This is a genomic window from Actinomyces radicidentis, from assembly GCF_001553565.1.
Classification (GTDB): domain Bacteria; phylum Actinomycetota; class Actinomycetes; order Actinomycetales; family Actinomycetaceae; genus Actinomyces; species Actinomyces radicidentis.
In genome coordinates, this window is the sequence record NZ_CP014228.1 from 642,041 (window position 1) to 657,244 (window position 15,204).

Below are 15,204 nucleotides of genomic sequence, written 5' to 3' on the forward strand. Positions count from 1 at the left end.
AGATCGGGACATCCTGACCTCGAGATCGGGGCACCCTGCTCGCTGAGCTCGGTCGGGACCTGTCGCGCGGCCTCCCGGCGCCGCCGTCAGTGCGACAGGAAGAAACGCGCGGACGGGTCCTCCGTCTCCTCGTGGTACGCGTAGCCGAGACGGTCCATGTGCTCGGTCAGCTCGCCGTCGTCGGCGCCCGCCTCGAAGGCGCAGAGGATCCGCCCGTAGTCGGCACCGTCCGTGCGGTAGTGGAAGAGCGTGATGTTCCAGCGGGTCCCGAGCACCTCGAGGAAGCGGACGAGAGCGCCCGGCGCCTCCGGGAACTCGACGCTGAAGAGCCGCTCGGCCAACCCTGCCGGCGCGCGCCCGCCGATCATCGAGCGCACGTGCACCTTGGCGAGCTCGTCCTCGGTCAGGTCGACGACGCCGTAGCCGGCCCTCTCGAGGTCCGCGACGATCCCGGTGCTCTCCTCCCGGCCGCGCGTGAGCCGCACACCGACGAAGATCCTCGCCGGCGCGCCGTCGTCGGCCGCACCCACGCGGTAGTTGAACTCCGTGACGGCCCGTCCGCCGAGGACCGAGGCGAAGCGCAGGAACTCTCCCTGCTCCTCGGGGATGGTGACGCCGAGGATCGCCTCACGCTGCTCACCGATCTCACTTCGCTCCGAGATGTAGCGCAGCTGGTGGAAGTTGAGGTTGGCGCCCGACAGGACGCAGGCGAGGCGCTCCCCGGCGAGCTCGTGCTCGGCCACGTACTTCTTGAGGCCCGCGAGCGCGATGGCGCCGGAGGGCTCGGGCACGGCGCGGACGTCCTCGAAGAGGTCGCGCACGGCGGCGGAGGTCTCGTCGGAGGAGACGGTGACGACGTCGTCGAGGAGCGCGGAGCAGACGCGGAAGGTCTCGTCGCCGATGCGGCGCACGGCGACGCCCTCCGCGAAGAGGCCGACCCGCTCCAGGGTGACGGGCTCGCCGGCGTCGAGGGCGGCGCTGAGGCAGGCGGACTCCTCGTGCTCGACGCCGATGACGGCGACGTGCGGCATGAGGGCCTTGATGAGGACGGCGACCCCGGAGACGAGGCCGCCGCCGCCGACGGGCACGAAGACGCGGTCCAGCTCGGCGTCCTGCTGGATGAGCTCGAGGCCGATCGTGCCCTGGCCGGCGATGACGTGGGGGTCGTCGAAGGGCGGGATGAAGGTGAGGCCCTCGGCGTCGGCGAGGCGGACGGCCTCGGCCTTGGCGGCGTCGAAGTTGTCGCCGGAGAGGACCACCTCGCCGCCGAGCGCACGGACGGCGTCGACCTTGATGCGCGGGGTGACGGTCGGCATGACGATGGTGGCGGTGACGCCGAGGAGGCTCGCGGAGCGGGCGACTCCCTGGGCGTGGTTGCCGGCGGACGCCGTGATGACGCCGCGGGCGCGCTGCAAGTCGGAGAGGGCGTGCATGGCGTTGTAGGCGCCGCGGATCTTGAAGGAGTGGACGGCCTGGAGGTCCTCGCGCTTGACAGCGACGCGGTTGCCGAGGCGGGCCGAGAGGGCGGGCATCTCCTGGAGGGGCGTGTGCTCGGCGGCCTCGTACACGGGGGCCTTGAGGACCTCCCGCAGGTAGGTCGCGGAGTCCCAGTCGGTGCCGTTGCTCGTCAGCTCGTTCACGGCGCCCAGGGTAGTCGGGCGGCACGCCGGGCCGACGACACGGCGCCCCGGACCGTGGGGTCCAGCACGCCGGGCGCTCGCTCACCGAGCAGGATGTCCCGATCTCGAGATCAGGATGTCCCGATCTCGGCGGGGAGCTCAGAAGCGCGGGAGCTTGGTGACGTCGCGGACGGCACCGACGTCGGCGCTGGTCGCGAGCATCGCGTAGGCGCGCAGGGCCGTCGAGATCTTGCGCGGGCGACTCACGTGCGGGCTCCACGCGTCGTCCCCGCGCTCCTCCTCGGCGGCGCGGCGGCGGGCGATCTCCGCCTCGTCCACCTTGAGCTCGATGCTGCGGTTCGGGATGTCGATCTCGATGCGGTCGCCGGTCTCGACCAGACCGATGAGGCCCCCCGCGGCCGCCTCCGGGGAGACGTGGCCGATGGACAGGCCCGAGGTGCCGCCGGAGAAGCGGCCGTCGGTGATGAGGGCGCACTCCTTACCGAGGTGCATCGACTTGATGTACGTGGTCGGGTACAGCATCTCCTGCATGCCCGGGCCGCCGCGGGGTCCCTCGTGGTTGATGACGACGACGTCGCCGGCCTTGACCTTCTGGTGGAGGATGCCGTCGACGGCGTCCTCCTGGGACTCGAAGACGACGGCGTTGCCGGAGAAGGTGAGGATCGAGGCGTCGACGCCCGCGGTCTTGACGATGCAGCCCTTCTCGGCGACGTTCCCGAAGAGGACGGCGAGGCCGCCGTCCTGGGAGTAGGCGTGCTCCTTGGAGCGGATGCAGCCGTTCTCGCGGTCGGTGTCCAGGGTCTCCCAGCGGGAGGACTGGGAGAACATCTCGGTGGTGCGCACGCCCGCGGGGGCGGCGTGGTAGCGCTCGAGGATCTCAGGGGCGACGTCGGAGCCGGGGACGCCGTCGGCGCCGGGGCGGGCGATGTCGTACTGGGCGAGCTCCTCGGCGAGGGTCTCGTGCAGGACGTTCGTGACGGAGGTGTCGAGCAGGCCGGCGCGGTCGAGCTCGCCGAGGATGCCCATGATGCCGCCGGCGCGGTGGCAGTCCTCGACGTGGTAGACGTTCGTCGACGGCGCGAGCCTGGACAGGTGCGGGACCTGGCGGGAGAGGCGGTCGATGTCGGCCATCTTGAAGTCGACCTCACCCTCCTGGGCGGCGGCCAGCAGGTGCAGGACCGTGTTGGTCGAGCCGCCCATGGCGATGTCGAGGCTCATGGCGTTCTCGAAGGCGGGCTTGGTGGCGATGGAGCGCGGGAGGACGGAGGCGTCGTCGTCCTCGTAGTAGGCCTTGGTGATCTCGACGATCTGGCGGCCGGCGTCCTTGAAGAGCTCGCCGCGGTCGGAGTGGGTGGCGAGCAGGGTGCCGTTCATGGGGAGGGCGAGGCCGAGGGCCTCGGTGAGGCAGTTCATGGAGTTGGCGGTGAACATGCCGGAGCAGGAGCCGCAGGTGGGGCAGGCGAGGCGCTCGATGGCGGAGATGGTGTCATCGGAGACGGTGGGGTCGGCGGCGTCCATCATCGCGTCGATGAGGTCGAGCTTGCGGGTGGTGCCGTCCGCGGCGGTGACCTTGCCGGACTCCATGGGGCCGCCGGAGACGAAGATCGTGGGGATGTTGAGGCGCAGGGCCGCCATGAGCATGCCGGGCGTGATCTTGTCGCAGTTGGAGATGCACACGAGGGCGTCGGCGGTGTGGGCGCCCACCATGTACTCGACCGAGTCCGCGATGAGGTCGCGGCTGGGCAGGGAGTAGAGCATGCCGTCGTGGCCCATGGCGATGCCGTCGTCCACCGCGATGGTGTTGAACTCCTTGGCGATGCCGCCGGCGGCCTCGACCTGCTCGGCGACGATCTTGCCGACGTCGCGCAGGCCGACGTGGCCGGGGACGAAGGAGGTGAAGGAGTTCGCGATCGCGATGATCGGCTTGCCGAAGTCGCCGTCCTTGACGCCGGTGGCGCGCCAGAGGGCGCGCGCGCCGGCCATGTTCCGGCCGGAGGTGGAGGTGGCACTGCGGTACTGCGGCATGGGTGCTCCTGACGATGTGGGTGGGTGCTGCCTCCAGGGTAGCGGCGGGGTCCGGCACCCCGGACGAGGGGTCGCTCACTGGACCCGGGGCCGACGACGGCGCGGGCGGCGTCCGCCGGGCGCCCCTCGTCCGCCCGCGCGCGACGGCGCCCCGGCGGCACCGCTGGGGGTGCGCCGGGGCGCCGTGGGGACCGTGCCGGTCGGCTCGCCGCGACGAGCCGGCCCGGCAGGGCTCACATGACGCCGAGGATCTCCGTGACGAAGACGAGGGTGTCGCCGCCGCGGATGCCGGCCTGCGGGACGCCGCGGTCGCCGTAGCCGAGCTCGGAGGGGATGGACAGCAGGACACGGGAGCCGACGCGCTGGCCGACGAGGCCGTCGTCCCAGCCGCGGATGACCATGCCGACGCCGATCTGGAAGTCGAGCGGGGCGCCGCGGTCGTAGGAGTTGTCGAAGACGTCGCCGCCCCAGGACTGCCCCAGGTAGTGGCAGACGATGTGGTCGCCGGCCTCGACGACGTCGCCGGTGCCCTCGTCGAGCACCTGGATCTGCAGGCCCTCGGGGGCCTCGTCGGAGGGGAAGGAGAGGACGGGCTTGGTGCCCTTGGCGCCCTCGACGGACGGCATGTGCGTGTTGATCATGCGGCCAGGCTACGGGAGGTGGCCCGCGCGCGGAACCGACGACGGCGCCCGCGCCGCCTCGTCGGCCAGGGGCGAACCGGGCGGCGCCGCGCCGGGTGCGCGGCCACCTCGTGCGCGCGGCGCCCCGTTCACGGAACGCGCCGCCGTCCCGGGCGCGCCGCAGCCCGCCGGGCACGGGGCCGGGCGGGCTGCGGGAGGGGTCGTCGGCGGGGTCTGAGGCCCCGCGGCGAGCGGCGCGTCAGTTGTCGCGCAGGATGGCGAGGATGCGGAGGAACTCCACGTAGAGCCACACGAGGGTGACGACGAGGCCGAACGCGCCGGCCCAGGCGTAGACGCGCGGCAGGCCGCGCTCGACGCCGCGCTGGATGGACTCGAAGTCCATGGCGAGGCTGAAGGCCGCCATGAGGATGGCCACGGCGCCGATGACGATGCCGAGCGGGATCCCCATGAAGGTCACGTCGTACAGGCCCCAGCCGCCGAGCACGCCGGTGAGCTGCAGGACGAGGTTGACCAGCGCGAAGAGGGCGTAACCGCCCATGGCGATGACGAGGATCCTCGCCGCCTTGCCCTGGACTCGGAAGCCGCCGACCTTGTAGGCGACGAGCATGACGGCGAAGGTCGCGAGCGTCGCGAGGACGGCCTCGATGACGACGCCGGGGGCCCGGAGGTTGACGACGCCGGAGACGGCTCCGAGCATCGCGCCCTCGAAGACCGCGTAGGTGATGATGAGGGCCGGGCTCGGGACCTTCTTGAATGAGTTGACCAGGCCCATGACGAGGGAGCCGAGGCACCCCACGATCATGGCGAGTGCGCCGAGGGCGTACGTGGCCGGGTTGGTCGCGAGGAACCAGGAGACGGCGCCGACGCCGACGATGACGGCGAAGATGCCCGCGGTGCGGACGATAACGTCGTCGTAGGTCATGAGGCCGCGGTCGACGTTGCCGGCGGCGGGGGCGCCGTACTGGCGCTCGAGGTCGGAGACCTGCTCGGGCGGGACGGTCCCGTAACCGGACTGCTGGCCGTACTGGCTCTGTCCGTACTGCCCGTAGGCGGGCGCCTGTCCGTACTGCTGGCCGTAGGACCGCTGCGCGCCGTCCCCGGACTGGTGACCGGGCTGGTAGCCGGGCATCGTCGGGTAGCCGTTGGGCGTGCGCGAGGGCGAGGTCGCGGTGCCGGCGCCCGAGCCGCCCTCGCGGAAGGCTGGCGCGCGGTCGAAGTAGGGGTTGCTCATCTTTTCTGTGTCCTCTCGGAGGCGGGGGGACGGAGGTGGTGACCGGTGGGGCGACGCTCGCGCCCCGGTTCTCCCGGTCCAACACGGCCATCCTGCCCCACATTCCGGCGCGTGCGGGCACCGGCTCCCCGGGGAGGCCTCCCCACCGGCGCGTGGGAAGCCTGTCAGGCCCCTCCCCCACCGGCCTCCTCCTCGCGGACGAGGCGGCCGCCCGGTCGGTTTCCTCACCGGGGCCGACGCCCTCCCCCGGCGCCGCTCCCTACCCTCGTGCCACAGGCCGCGGCGAGCCCTCGCCCGCCCCGCCCCCGCCCCCGCACGAAGGACGTCCATGATCCAGGCAACCGACCTCACCAAGCGCTATGGCCGCAAGACCGCCGTCGACCACGTCTCCTTCACCGTGGAGCCGGGCACCGTCACCGGCTTCCTCGGCCCCAACGGCGCCGGCAAGTCGACCACGATGCGCATGATCATGGGCCTCGACTCCCCCACGGAGGGGAACGTCACCATCGACGGCAAGGCCTACAAGGAGCTCGCCGCCCCGCTGTGCGAGGTCGGCGCCCTCCTGGACGCCAAGGGCCTGCACGGCTCGCGCACCGCCCGCGCCCACCTCGCCCAGCTCGCCGTGTCCAACGGCATCCCGGTCTCCCGGGTCGACGAGGTCCTCGAGCTCACGGGCCTCACCGCCGTCGCGAAGAAGCGCGTCAAGGGCTTCAGCCTCGGCATGGGGCAGCGCCTCGGCATCGCCGCCGCGCTCCTGGGAGACCCGCGGGTCCTCATCTTCGACGAGCCGGTCAACGGCCTCGACCCCGAGGGCGTCAAGTGGGTCCGCGAGACCTGCCGGTCGCTCGCCGCCGAGGGCCGCACCGTCTTCATCTCCTCCCACCTCATGAGCGAGATGGCGCTCACCGCGGACCACCTCCTCGTCATCGGGCGGGGCCGGATCCTCACGCAGGGGCCGGTCAAGGAGGTCATCGCGGCGGCGACGAGCAACGTCGTGCGCGTCGCCTCGCCGGACGCCGAGCGGCTCGCGGCGGTGCTCGCCACCGAGCGCATCGCCGTCGAGGCCCCCCAGCCAGGCGTCCTCACGACGACGACGGCGCCCGCGGCCCGGATCGGCGAGCTCGCCGCCGCGCACGGGATCGTCCTGCACGAGCTCGTCACCCAGCAGGCCTCGCTCGAGGACGCCTACCTCGAGCTCACCGGCGGCGAGGTCGAGTACGCGACCGGCCAGAACACGCACGCCGCCGCGGCGCAGACCACCTACGCCGGCGCCCACGCCGCCTGACACCGACCCACGTCCCCGCCCGCCCGCCGGGCCCCTCCTGGGAGGAAACCCATGACCACCTCATCCGCCACCGCCAGTCCCCTGTCCGTCCCCCGATCCGCCCGGCGTGTCGCCGGCCGCCAGAGCCTGGGTCGCGCGATCCGCTCCGAGTGGATCAAGCTGCGCACCCTGCGCTCGACCTGGATCACGAGCGCCATCACCGTCCTGCTCACCTCCGGCATCGGCACCATCGCCTGCATCGAGGCCTCCGGCCCCACGTACATGGGGGCCGAGGGCTGGAAGATGGCGATCATCGGGACGACCTTCGGCCAGATCGTCGTCGCCGTGCTCGGGGCGCTCGTCATCACCGGCGAGTACTCCTCCGGGCAGATCCGCTCGACGCTCGCGGCCGTGCCGCGCCGAAGCCGGGCCTTCACCGCGAAGGCGATCGTCATCGCCGCGTGGTCCTTCCTCATGGGCGCGCTCTCGATCCTGCTCGTGTGGGCGCTGTCGACCCCGTTCGTGGGCGGCCGCGCCGTGGCGCTGACGAACACGTCCTTCCTCGGCTACGTCTGGGGCACCGGCCTGGCCTACGCGGCCATCGCCCTCATGAGCCTGGGGCTGGGCTTCCTCTTCCGCTCCACGGCCGGCTCGATCACGATGGTCACCGTCCTCATGTTCGTCATCAACATCCCGCTCACCATCGCGGCGAGCTTCTGGGAGTGGGCCGGCAAGGTCGTCAACTTCACCCCGGCGGTGGTCGTCACCTCGGTCATCGACCCGCACCAGGTCCAGTCGAGCTGGGCGCCGACGGACCCGACGAGGATCCTCACGCACCCGCAGGCGGTCCTCGTCTTCGCGGCGTGGGTGCTCGTGCCGCTCGTGGCGGGCTGGCTCGCCTTCACCCGGCGCGACGCCTGAGGGAGGGGACAGCCCGTGAGCGCGCGGGAGGCGAGAATGGTGGCATGCCGCAGCCGCCCACGCCCCGCGGGGGTCCGGAGACCCCGATGAGCATCTCCCCCGCGGCCACCCGCGCGCTGCGCTGGCAGACCGCGCACCCGGCCCTGGCCGACGCCGTCCTGGCGTCGGCCGTGGTCGGTCTCAACATCCCCTTCGGGCTGCTGCCGATGCGGTACTCGCCGGTGGGCGTGCCCGGGCCGCTGTGGCCGGTGTCGATCATCGCGGCGGTCCTGTGCTGGGAGGCGCTCGCGGTGCGCCGCCGCTTCCCGGTCGCGGCCTGGCTGGCGGTCTCGCTGCTGCCCCTGGCCCACCAGCTGCTCCACATGGCGAGGATGGACCTGGGGGTCGTGGGGACCTCCTTCGTGTCGAATGCGCTGGTGGGCATCGAGCTGCTCGGCGTGCCGCTGGTCCTGGCCGCGGTGGCGGGGCGCCACCGGGCCGTGTGGGCGTGGCTCGCCTGCGCGGGCTCGACGGCCGTGGCGGTCATCGAGCAGGCGCTCGTGGCGGGCTTCCGGGCCGTGGACCTGTGGTCGGTGGTCAACCCGTACGGGCTGGTCTACGTCATCGGGACGATGGCCGGCCTCCTCATCCGGATCCAGCACGCCCAGCTGGCGCAGGTGCAGCTGCGCACGCAGCGCCTCGCCTTCGTGCGCGAGCAGGAGACGCAGCTCGCGGCCGCGAACGAGCGCAGCCGCATCGCCCGCGAGATGCACGACATCGTCGCCCACTCCCTCGCCGTCATGATCACGATGGCCGACGGCGCCTCGGCGGCCCTGGAGCGCAACCCTCAGATGGCCCGGGAGGCGCTGACGGTCCTGTCGGAGACGGGCCGCTCGGCCCTGGCGGACACGCGCCGCCTCGTGGGGGTGCTGCGCGACGACCCCGGGGCCACCTCGGACCCGGCCGCCCGGGAGGCGATGCGACAGGCGATGCGGGAGGCGGAGGCAGTTGCGCCGTCGGCTCCCGCGCCCGCTCCGCCCCCTCCCCCAGGGCCGACGGCGCAGCCCGGCCAGGCCGGGAGCGCGGACGCGGCCCGGGGCCGGGGCCCGCTGGCGAGGCGGCCGCTGCGGGAGCGGGCGGGTCGCCGGCAGAGCGCGCCGACGGCGGGAACGCCCGGGACGGCGACGATCCCGGTGGTCCGGGACCTGCCGGTGCCGGAGTTCACGCCGCCGGGGACGGTGGTTCCCGTGGAGCCGAGCGCGCCGATCGCGGACCTGCGCAGGCTCGCGACGGATGAGCGGGGGGACACGTCGACCGGGATGACACCGCTGGCGCCGGCGCCGGAGCAGGCGGACCTCGCGGTGCTCGTGGACCGGTTCCGGGCGGCGGGCGTGCCGGTGAGCTTCGAGCGGGTGGGCTGCGAGCTGCCGGAGGACAAGGGCCTCCAGCTCACGGTGTACCGGATCGCGCAGGAGTCGCTGACGAACGTGCTGCGCTACGCGCCGACGACGCGCGGGGTGCGGGTGCGGCTCGAGCGGCTCACGGGGCGCGCGGTGCTCACGGTGGAGAACGACGCGGCGCCGGGGTCGACCCCGGTGCACGGCTCCGGAAAGGGGCTTATCGGGATGAAGGAGCGGGCTGCCGTCTATGGTGGCACCGTTCAGGCGGGACCGACCGCCGACGGCTGGCGCGTCCGCGCCGTGCTGCGCTGGGACGAGGACGACGAAGGGAGCGCGCCGTGGCAGACACCCCGGTGAACGAGGCGGGCGGGAGCGACGAGGTGCGGGCCGCGGGCCGCGGCGGGGGGCCGGTCACGGTGGTCCTCGCCGACGACCAGGCGCTCATGCGTATGGGCTTCCGGATGGTGCTCGAGGCCGAGGACGGCATAGAGGTGGTCGGTGAGGCCTACGACGGGGCCACGGCGATCGCGCAGGCGCGCGCCCTGCACCCGGATGTCATCCTCATGGACGTGCGCATGCCGGGGATGAACGGGATCGATGCGACGGCGCAGATCGTCGCGCAGTGCCCGGGGACGCGGATCCTCATCCTCACGACCTTCGACCTCGACGAGTACGCCTTCGCGGGCCTGCGGGCCGGGGCGAGCGGCTTCCTCCTCAAGGACACGCGGCCGGCCGAGCTCGCGGACGCGATCAGGACGGTGGCCAGCGGCGAGGCGGTGGTGAGCCCGCGGATCACGCGGCGCATGCTCGAGATGTTCGCCTCGTCCCTGCCGGACGACGGCTCGGCGGAGTCCGCCGAGGACGCGCGCATCGCTTCGCTGACGCCGCGGGAGCGGGAGATCCTCGTGCTCATGGCTCAGGGCCTGTCCAACCAGGAGATCGCCGACGAGCTCGTCGTGTCCTCGACGACCGTCAAGACGCATGTGGGGAACGTGCTCGCCAAGCTCGACGTGCGCGACCGCGTCCAGGCGGTCGTCGTGGCCTATGAGACGGGGTTGACGGCGTAGGCGGGATCAAGTTTGTGAGGCCGCCTGGAGGGCGGCCCGAGGGCCTGAGAGACCCATCCGGGCGGCGACCTGTCGGTCGCCGCCCGAGTCGCGTCAGGAGGCGTGGATGCTCTGCTGGGCGGCCTCGAAGCCGAGGGTGACGACCTCCTCGACGGCGTCCGCGGCCTGCTCGAGGGTGACGGCGAGCTCGTCGCGCTCGCGAGCCGGGAAGTCTGAGAGGACGTAGTCGGCGGGGTCCTGGCGCCCCGGCGGCCGGCCGATGCCCACGCGCAGACGCGCGTAGTCCTTCGTGCCGAAGGCCGAGGAGATGGAGCGCAGGCCGTTGTGGCCGCCCTCGCCGCCGCCACGCTTGAGACGCAGCTCGTGGGCGGGCAGGTCGAGCTCGTCGTGGATGACGAGGAGGTTCGTCGTGGGCTCGATCCCGTAGAACTGGGCGAGAGCCTTGACCGGACCACCTGAGAGGTTCATGAAGCTCGAGGGCTCGGCGAGTATGACGCGGGGGCCGGGGGCACCGCCGGGCATGGTGCCGAGGCGGACCTCTGCGACCTGGGCGCGCGCCTTGTGGCGGGTGAGCCGAGACCCGGCACGCCCTGCCAGGACGTCGATGACCATGTGGCCGACGTTGTGGCGGTTGCGGGCGTACCGGGCCTCGGGGTTCCCCAGCCCGATGATGAGCCAGGGGTCGCTCATGGGAGCTCCTTCGTGAGGGTTCCGCTGCGGCGGCGCCGCACCCGTGAGGGCGCGGCACCATGAGGATCACTCCTCCTCGGAGGCCTCCTCGGCGGCCTCGGCCTCGCCCTCGGACTCGCCCTCGCCCTCGGCGGGAACGGTCTCGGGGACCTCGTCCGTGACGACCTCCTCGTCGGCGACGTTGACGACGCCGGTCTCGGCGTCGACGGCGGCCTCGACACCCTCGGGGAGCTTGAGGTCGGCGACGGTGATGACGGTGCCGGCGGCGACGCCGGTGATGTCGACCTCGATGGTCTCCGGGATGGAGACGACGCGGGCGGAGACGAGGATGTGGGAGGAGTCGATCATGTGGATCGTGCCGGGCTCCGGCTCGCCGATGACGGCGACCGGGACCTCGACGTCGACGCGCTCGTTGCGGTTGACGAGGAGGAAGTCGACGTGCTGCACGCCCGGACGAATCGGGTGGCGCTGGACGTCCTTGGTGAGGACGAGGACGGACTCGCCCTCGACGTCGAGCTCGATGAGGGCGTTCTCGTTGGAGCGCAGGGCCAGGCGCGTGGCGTGCTCGTCGAGGAGGACGTGACGCGGATCGGTGCCGTGGCCGTACACGACGGCGGGGACCTGGCCGTCGCGGCGGGCCTGGCGGGCGGAGCCCTTGCCGAAGTCGGTACGGTTCTGGGCCTTGAGGGTGGTGGCCTTGTTAGCCATGAGGTTCTCCTCGGTCGGTGCGGGGAGACGCCCCGCGGCTCTGGTGGTCCGGCGGGGCGCGACGACGCGCAGCACCTTCCGGCACCACCACGTCGATCACGGATGCGCGCGGGCGACCGCGCGTCCCTCGCCGGGGCAACGCAGGCACTCTACCCGAGCCGCGCCCGACGGCGGTACGCCGCAGCAGCGCGACGCTGCTCACTCGGCTCGGACGCGTGGGCCCTTCCCTCAGCGGGAGGAGGCGAGGACCCGGCGCGCCTCGCGCACGAGCCCGATCGGGGGCTGACCGGGCGCGGAGGGGCGGTCTCCGGGGGTGGCGAAGGTGAGGGCAGAGCCGAAGACGGCGCCGGTCAGGCGGCTCACGAGCCCGAGGTCGCCCATGGACAAGGTGATGACGGGGGCGGTCAGGGCGGTCGAGGCCTCGGCGGTGACGCGCAGGAGACGGGCGACGTCGGCGGCGTCGGCGGGCGTGACGGCGATCTTGAGGGCGTCGGCGCCGGCGGTCTCCATGGCGGTGAGCCGGCCGCGCAGCGCGTCGTCGGCCGGGGTGCCGTGGAAGTCGTGGAAGGAGGCGACGGCGTCGAGGCCGAGGGCGTGGGCCCGCGCGATGAGGGCGGCGGCGGGCCGGGCGATCTCGACGTCGAGGGCGTCGGGGCGGTCAGCCGCCGGGAGGTCCGCGAGGGAGCCGAGAAGAGCGTCGAGGAGGGCCGCGTAGGCATCCTCGCCGCCGTCGAGGGCCCCTCCCTCGAGCCCGGAGCGGACGGTGAGGAGGACGGCGGCGGTTCCGGGGACGGCACGGACGGCGCGCAGCGCGGCGACGGCGTCGGAGGCTCGGTCCGCCGGTCCGCCGGTCCGGCGCCGTCGCCGTCGCCGGCATCGCCGAGCAGGTCGGCGCGCAGCTCGACGACCTCGGCGCCCTCGGCCACCGGCTGACCGGCCTGCCGGGCGGCGCCGTCGGCGTCGGGGGCGGGGGCGGTCGTGGCGACGGCGATGACGGGCAGGGGACCGGGGCCGGTGAGGAGCTCGGCGAGGGCGGCCACGGCACTCAGTCCCGCGGCGTCTCAGGGGCGCCGGTGACGCCGTCGGGTCCTGCGGCGTCCGCGCTCCGACCCATGGACAGGGCGATGCCGTCGAGGATGTCGGTGAGGCTCGTGACGGTGCCGGCCACGGGGCGACCGGCGGCGCCCGTCTCCTCGACGACCCGGCCGATGACCTCGCTCCACACGAGGGCGCCGGCGGCGATGACGTCGCGGCGCCCGGGGCGCAGGTAACCCCAGGACTCGCGCTCGGCGGCGGTGGAGTGGAGGACGGCGTCGCAGGAGGCGAGGGCCTCATCCACCGTGAGCCGGGCTCCGTCGAGGGCCTCGGGGTCGAAGGCGCTCAGCCCCAGGGCGTGGGCGGTGATGGTGGTGATGGTGCCGGCCAGGCCGATGAGCTCACCGGCGCGCCCCACGGGCACGGTGGCGCAGGCGGTGTCGAGGAGGAGGCGGACGTCGTCGCGGGCGGCGCGCTCCGCCTCGGGCGTGACGCCGTCGGCGAGGTGCCGCTCGGTGACGCGCACGGAGCCGGTGTTCATGGAGTAGGCGGCCTCGGGGGCGCGGCGGCCGAGGACGAGCTCGGTGGAGCCGCCGCCGAGGTCGACGACGAGGCGCTCGGGGCCGTCGCCGGTCCCGCCGACGCCGAGGAGGGTGCCGGCGAAGGAGAGACGGGCCTCCTCCTCACCGGTGACGACCTCGGGCTCGACTCCGAGGACCTCGCGGACGCCGTCGACGAAGTCGGCGCGGTTCTCGGCGTCGCGGGTGGCGCTCGTGGCCACGAAGCGGGTGCGCTGCGCGCCGAGCTCGCGGGCGGTGGCGGCGTAGGAGCGCAGGGCCGTCATGGTGCGCTCGAGCGCCTCGGGGTCGAGGCGACCGGTGCGGTCGACGCCCTGGCCGAGTCGGACGATCTCGTTGAGTCGGGTGACCGGGGTGAGAGCGGGCCCGCTCGCACCGGGCTCGCGGAGGTCGGCGACGAGCAGTCGGATGGTGTTGGTGCCGCAGTCGATGGCGGCGACGCGGGTCATGGCGACGGGCTCCTGGCGGGTGCGAGCGGGACGGGGGGGACGGGCGGGTCGGGCGCGCTCAGCAGGAGCAGCGCTCGGAGTCCCACAAGCCGCGCTCCTTGAGCACGGCGAGGGTGCGGTCCCCGATGGGGTTGGTGCCGGGGCCGGCGGCGAGGGCGTGCCCGAGGAGGGCGTGGAGGCACTTGACGCGGGTCGGCATGCCGCCGGCGGAGACGCCCTCGATCTCCTCGACGGCGCCGAGCTCGGCGCGGCGGGCGAGGTAGTCCTCGTGGGCGCGGGCGTAGGCGGCGGTGAGCTCGGGGTCCTCGGCGAGCTCGGCGTTGTACTGCTCCATGAGGTGCTCGGCCTCGAGGGTGGAGCAGCCCTTCACGGCCGCGGGGTGGGTGAGGTAGTAGCTCGTGGGGAATGGCGAGCCGTCGGGCAGGCGCGGTGCGGTGCGCACGACGGTGGGCCGTCCGCACACGCAGCGGGCGGCGATGGCGACGACGCCGCGGGGCACGCGGCCGAGCTGCTCGCGGAGGGCCTCGAGGTCCTCGGGAGCGACGGCGGCGTCCGCGGGGGAGGTGGCCTGCGCGGGCACGGCCCCGGCGGCGACGTCGTCGGGAACGGCTCCGGGCTCGCCGGGTCGGGTGGTGGGCTGCTGGGTCATGGGGAGTCTCCTCACGGCTCGCCGAGGGTGCGGGAGTAGGCGTTCAGGTCGGTGGGGGCGGAGGTCGGGGTCGGGACCGTCGGGACGGCGGTGGACCAGCCCTGCTGGGCCGGGTCCTGGTTCTCCTCGCCGTCCTCGCCGGCGACGCGCGCGGACTCGCGCAGAGTGTCGTACCAGGGGCCGGTGGCCGTGTTGGAGGCGGCGTCGCCGCTGGAGGAGGACGAGCCGTCCTCGTAGGCCTGGGCGCCGACGACGACGTAGGTGGTCTCCCCGGGCATGACGTAGGAGAGGCGCTCGCGGGCCTGGGCCTTGACGTAGTCGTCGTCGTTCCAGTCGGCGAGCTGGTCCTCGAGGGCGGTGGAGGTGGCCTTGGCGGAGGCGATCTCGTCGACGACGGCGTCGTACTGGGCCTGCTGGTGGAGGTAGCCGCGCAGCGAGGGGAAGGTGACGATGAAGGCGCCGAGCAGGACGAGGACGAGGACGAGGAGGCGTGCGGGGACGGCGACGCCGTCGGGGCCTCCGAGCCGGAGGACGGTGTGCTGGGGGGCGCCGGCCTCGCCGGCGGCGCCCGTGCGCCGTCCGCGGGAGGAGCGGCCGCCCTTCGAGCCGCTCGTGCCGGCGGCCGGGTCTGCGCTGCGCACGGTGCGGGCGCGGCTGGATCGGCTTCCGCCCTCGGCCTGGCCCGCGGGGCGCGTCGATCCGGCGCCGCGGGCGTCGCAGGCACGGCTGCGCGAGGGGTTCGGGTGCTCGCCCGCGCGGTTGCCCGGTCGGGCGGCGGGGCGGCGTGGTGACATGCTCCGATCCTGGCAGACGGCCCTGGGAAGAGACTCGACGCGACGGGGGTGCGTCGCGCGTCCGGGCGACCCGATCGGCGCACTTCCGCGCGAGCGGGCGGGTCGTGCCGGTGGACGCGACGACGGGGTGCGA

Annotated in this window: 14 protein-coding genes; 4 read left to right on the forward strand and 10 right to left on the reverse strand. The window is 73.7% G+C overall.

All coding sequences use genetic code 11. The features are described 5' to 3' along the window. Window positions 1-86: 86 nt before the first annotated feature. The 4 genes from ilvA to AXF14_RS02795 form a co-directional block, all read right to left on the reverse strand. Window positions 87-1,640: a threonine ammonia-lyase, biosynthetic gene (ilvA, locus tag AXF14_RS02780; protein ID WP_067940664.1), complete on the reverse strand. Its 1,554-nt coding sequence runs from the start codon at window positions 1,638-1,640 to the stop codon at window positions 87-89. A 138-nt stretch (window positions 1,641-1,778) separates the two neighbouring features. Then, window positions 1,779-3,665 carry a dihydroxy-acid dehydratase gene (gene ilvD, locus AXF14_RS02785; protein WP_067940666.1) on the reverse strand — a complete coding sequence of 629 codons (1,887 nt, stop codon included), beginning with the start codon at window positions 3,663-3,665 and terminating at the stop codon, window positions 1,779-1,781. A 233-nt stretch (window positions 3,666-3,898) separates the two neighbouring features. Beyond that, a complete protein-coding gene (locus AXF14_RS02790) occupies window positions 3,899-4,306 on the reverse strand; it encodes an FKBP-type peptidyl-prolyl cis-trans isomerase (RefSeq protein ID WP_067940668.1) in 408 nt (135 codons plus the stop codon). 238 nt (window positions 4,307-4,544) lie between these two features. Next, complete coding sequence (locus AXF14_RS02795) at window positions 4,545-5,537, reverse strand: Bax inhibitor-1/YccA family protein (protein WP_067940670.1); 993 nt, start codon at window positions 5,535-5,537, stop codon at window positions 4,545-4,547. A gap of 328 nt (window positions 5,538-5,865) precedes the next feature. On the opposite strand from AXF14_RS02795, the gene AXF14_RS02800 reads away from it, so the two are divergent. The 4 genes from AXF14_RS02800 to AXF14_RS02815 all read left to right on the forward strand — a co-directional run bounded on the left by AXF14_RS02800 (window position 5,866) and on the right by AXF14_RS02815 (window position 10,168). Beyond that, entirely contained in the window at window positions 5,866-6,822 is a 957-nt protein-coding gene (locus AXF14_RS02800; RefSeq protein WP_067940674.1) for an ABC transporter ATP-binding protein, read from the forward strand. Between the two features lie 51 nt (window positions 6,823-6,873). Then, window positions 6,874-7,722 carry an ABC transporter permease gene (locus AXF14_RS02805; protein ID WP_084355302.1) on the forward strand — a complete coding sequence of 283 codons (849 nt, stop codon included), beginning with the start codon at window positions 6,874-6,876 and terminating at the stop codon, window positions 7,720-7,722. Between the two features lie 86 nt (window positions 7,723-7,808). Next, window positions 7,809-9,458, forward strand: a complete 1,650-nt coding sequence (locus AXF14_RS02810; RefSeq protein ID WP_067943948.1) for a sensor histidine kinase — start codon at window positions 7,809-7,811, stop codon at window positions 9,456-9,458. Next, window positions 9,440-10,168 carry a response regulator gene (locus AXF14_RS02815; protein WP_084355303.1) on the forward strand — a complete coding sequence of 243 codons (729 nt, stop codon included), beginning with the start codon at window positions 9,440-9,442 and terminating at the stop codon, window positions 10,166-10,168. Before AXF14_RS02810 ends, AXF14_RS02815 begins: the two co-directional genes overlap by 19 nt. 93 nt (window positions 10,169-10,261) lie before the next feature. Here the strand turns inward: AXF14_RS02815 and pth are convergent, their stop codons facing one another. The 6 genes from pth to AXF14_RS02850 form a co-directional block, all read right to left on the reverse strand. Then, a complete protein-coding gene (pth, locus tag AXF14_RS02820) occupies window positions 10,262-10,858 on the reverse strand; it encodes an aminoacyl-tRNA hydrolase (RefSeq protein WP_067940675.1) in 597 nt (198 codons plus the stop codon). Between the two features lie 66 nt (window positions 10,859-10,924). Further along, window positions 10,925-11,566, reverse strand: a complete 642-nt coding sequence (locus AXF14_RS02825; RefSeq protein WP_067940681.1) for a 50S ribosomal protein L25/general stress protein Ctc — start codon at window positions 11,564-11,566, stop codon at window positions 10,925-10,927. Window positions 11,567-11,794: 228 nt separating this feature from the next. Continuing rightward, the gene (locus tag AXF14_RS14320; RefSeq protein WP_236756179.1) at window positions 11,795-12,631 is read right to left on the reverse strand and encodes a type I 3-dehydroquinate dehydratase; all 837 of its coding nucleotides are present in this window, start codon (window positions 12,629-12,631) and stop codon (window positions 11,795-11,797) included. Next, on the reverse strand, window positions 12,612-13,628 hold the full coding sequence (locus AXF14_RS02840; protein WP_067940689.1) for a Ppx/GppA phosphatase family protein: 1,017 nt from the start codon (window positions 13,626-13,628) through the stop codon (window positions 12,612-12,614). The genes AXF14_RS14320 and AXF14_RS02840 overlap by 20 nt, the downstream gene beginning before the upstream one ends. Before the next feature lie 58 nt (window positions 13,629-13,686). Further along, the gene (locus AXF14_RS02845; RefSeq protein ID WP_084355305.1) at window positions 13,687-14,277 is read right to left on the reverse strand and encodes a DUF501 domain-containing protein; all 591 of its coding nucleotides are present in this window, start codon (window positions 14,275-14,277) and stop codon (window positions 13,687-13,689) included. Between the two features lie 11 nt (window positions 14,278-14,288). Beyond that, window positions 14,289-15,071: an FtsB family cell division protein gene (locus tag AXF14_RS02850; RefSeq protein WP_067940690.1), complete on the reverse strand. Its 783-nt coding sequence runs from the start codon at window positions 15,069-15,071 to the stop codon at window positions 14,289-14,291. Window positions 15,072-15,204 lie beyond the last annotated feature (133 nt).

Coding starts and splice junctions, on each gene's coding strand:
- ilvD (WP_067940666.1), bottom strand. CDS start 3,665: ATGCCGCAGTACCGCAGTGCCACCTCCACCTCCGGCCGGAACATGGCC.
- AXF14_RS02790 (WP_067940668.1), bottom strand. CDS start 4,306: ATGATCAACACGCACATGCCGTCCGTCGAGGGCGCCAAGGGCACCAAG.
- AXF14_RS02795 (WP_067940670.1), bottom strand. CDS start 5,537: ATGAGCAACCCCTACTTCGACCGCGCGCCAGCCTTCCGCGAGGGCGGC.
- AXF14_RS02800 (WP_067940674.1), top strand. CDS start 5,866: ATGATCCAGGCAACCGACCTCACCAAGCGCTATGGCCGCAAGACCGCC.
- AXF14_RS02805 (WP_084355302.1), top strand. CDS start 6,874: ATGACCACCTCATCCGCCACCGCCAGTCCCCTGTCCGTCCCCCGATCC.
- AXF14_RS02810 (WP_067943948.1), top strand. CDS start 7,809: ATGAGCATCTCCCCCGCGGCCACCCGCGCGCTGCGCTGGCAGACCGCG.
- pth (WP_067940675.1), bottom strand. CDS start 10,858: ATGAGCGACCCCTGGCTCATCATCGGGCTGGGGAACCCCGAGGCCCGG.
- AXF14_RS02825 (WP_067940681.1), bottom strand. CDS start 11,566: ATGGCTAACAAGGCCACCACCCTCAAGGCCCAGAACCGTACCGACTTC.
- AXF14_RS02840 (WP_067940689.1), bottom strand. CDS start 13,628: ATGACCCGCGTCGCCGCCATCGACTGCGGCACCAACACCATCCGACTG.
- AXF14_RS02845 (WP_084355305.1), bottom strand. CDS start 14,277: ATGACCCAGCAGCCCACCACCCGACCCGGCGAGCCCGGAGCCGTTCCC.
- AXF14_RS02850 (WP_067940690.1), bottom strand. CDS start 15,071: ATGTCACCACGCCGCCCCGCCGCCCGACCGGGCAACCGCGCGGGCGAG.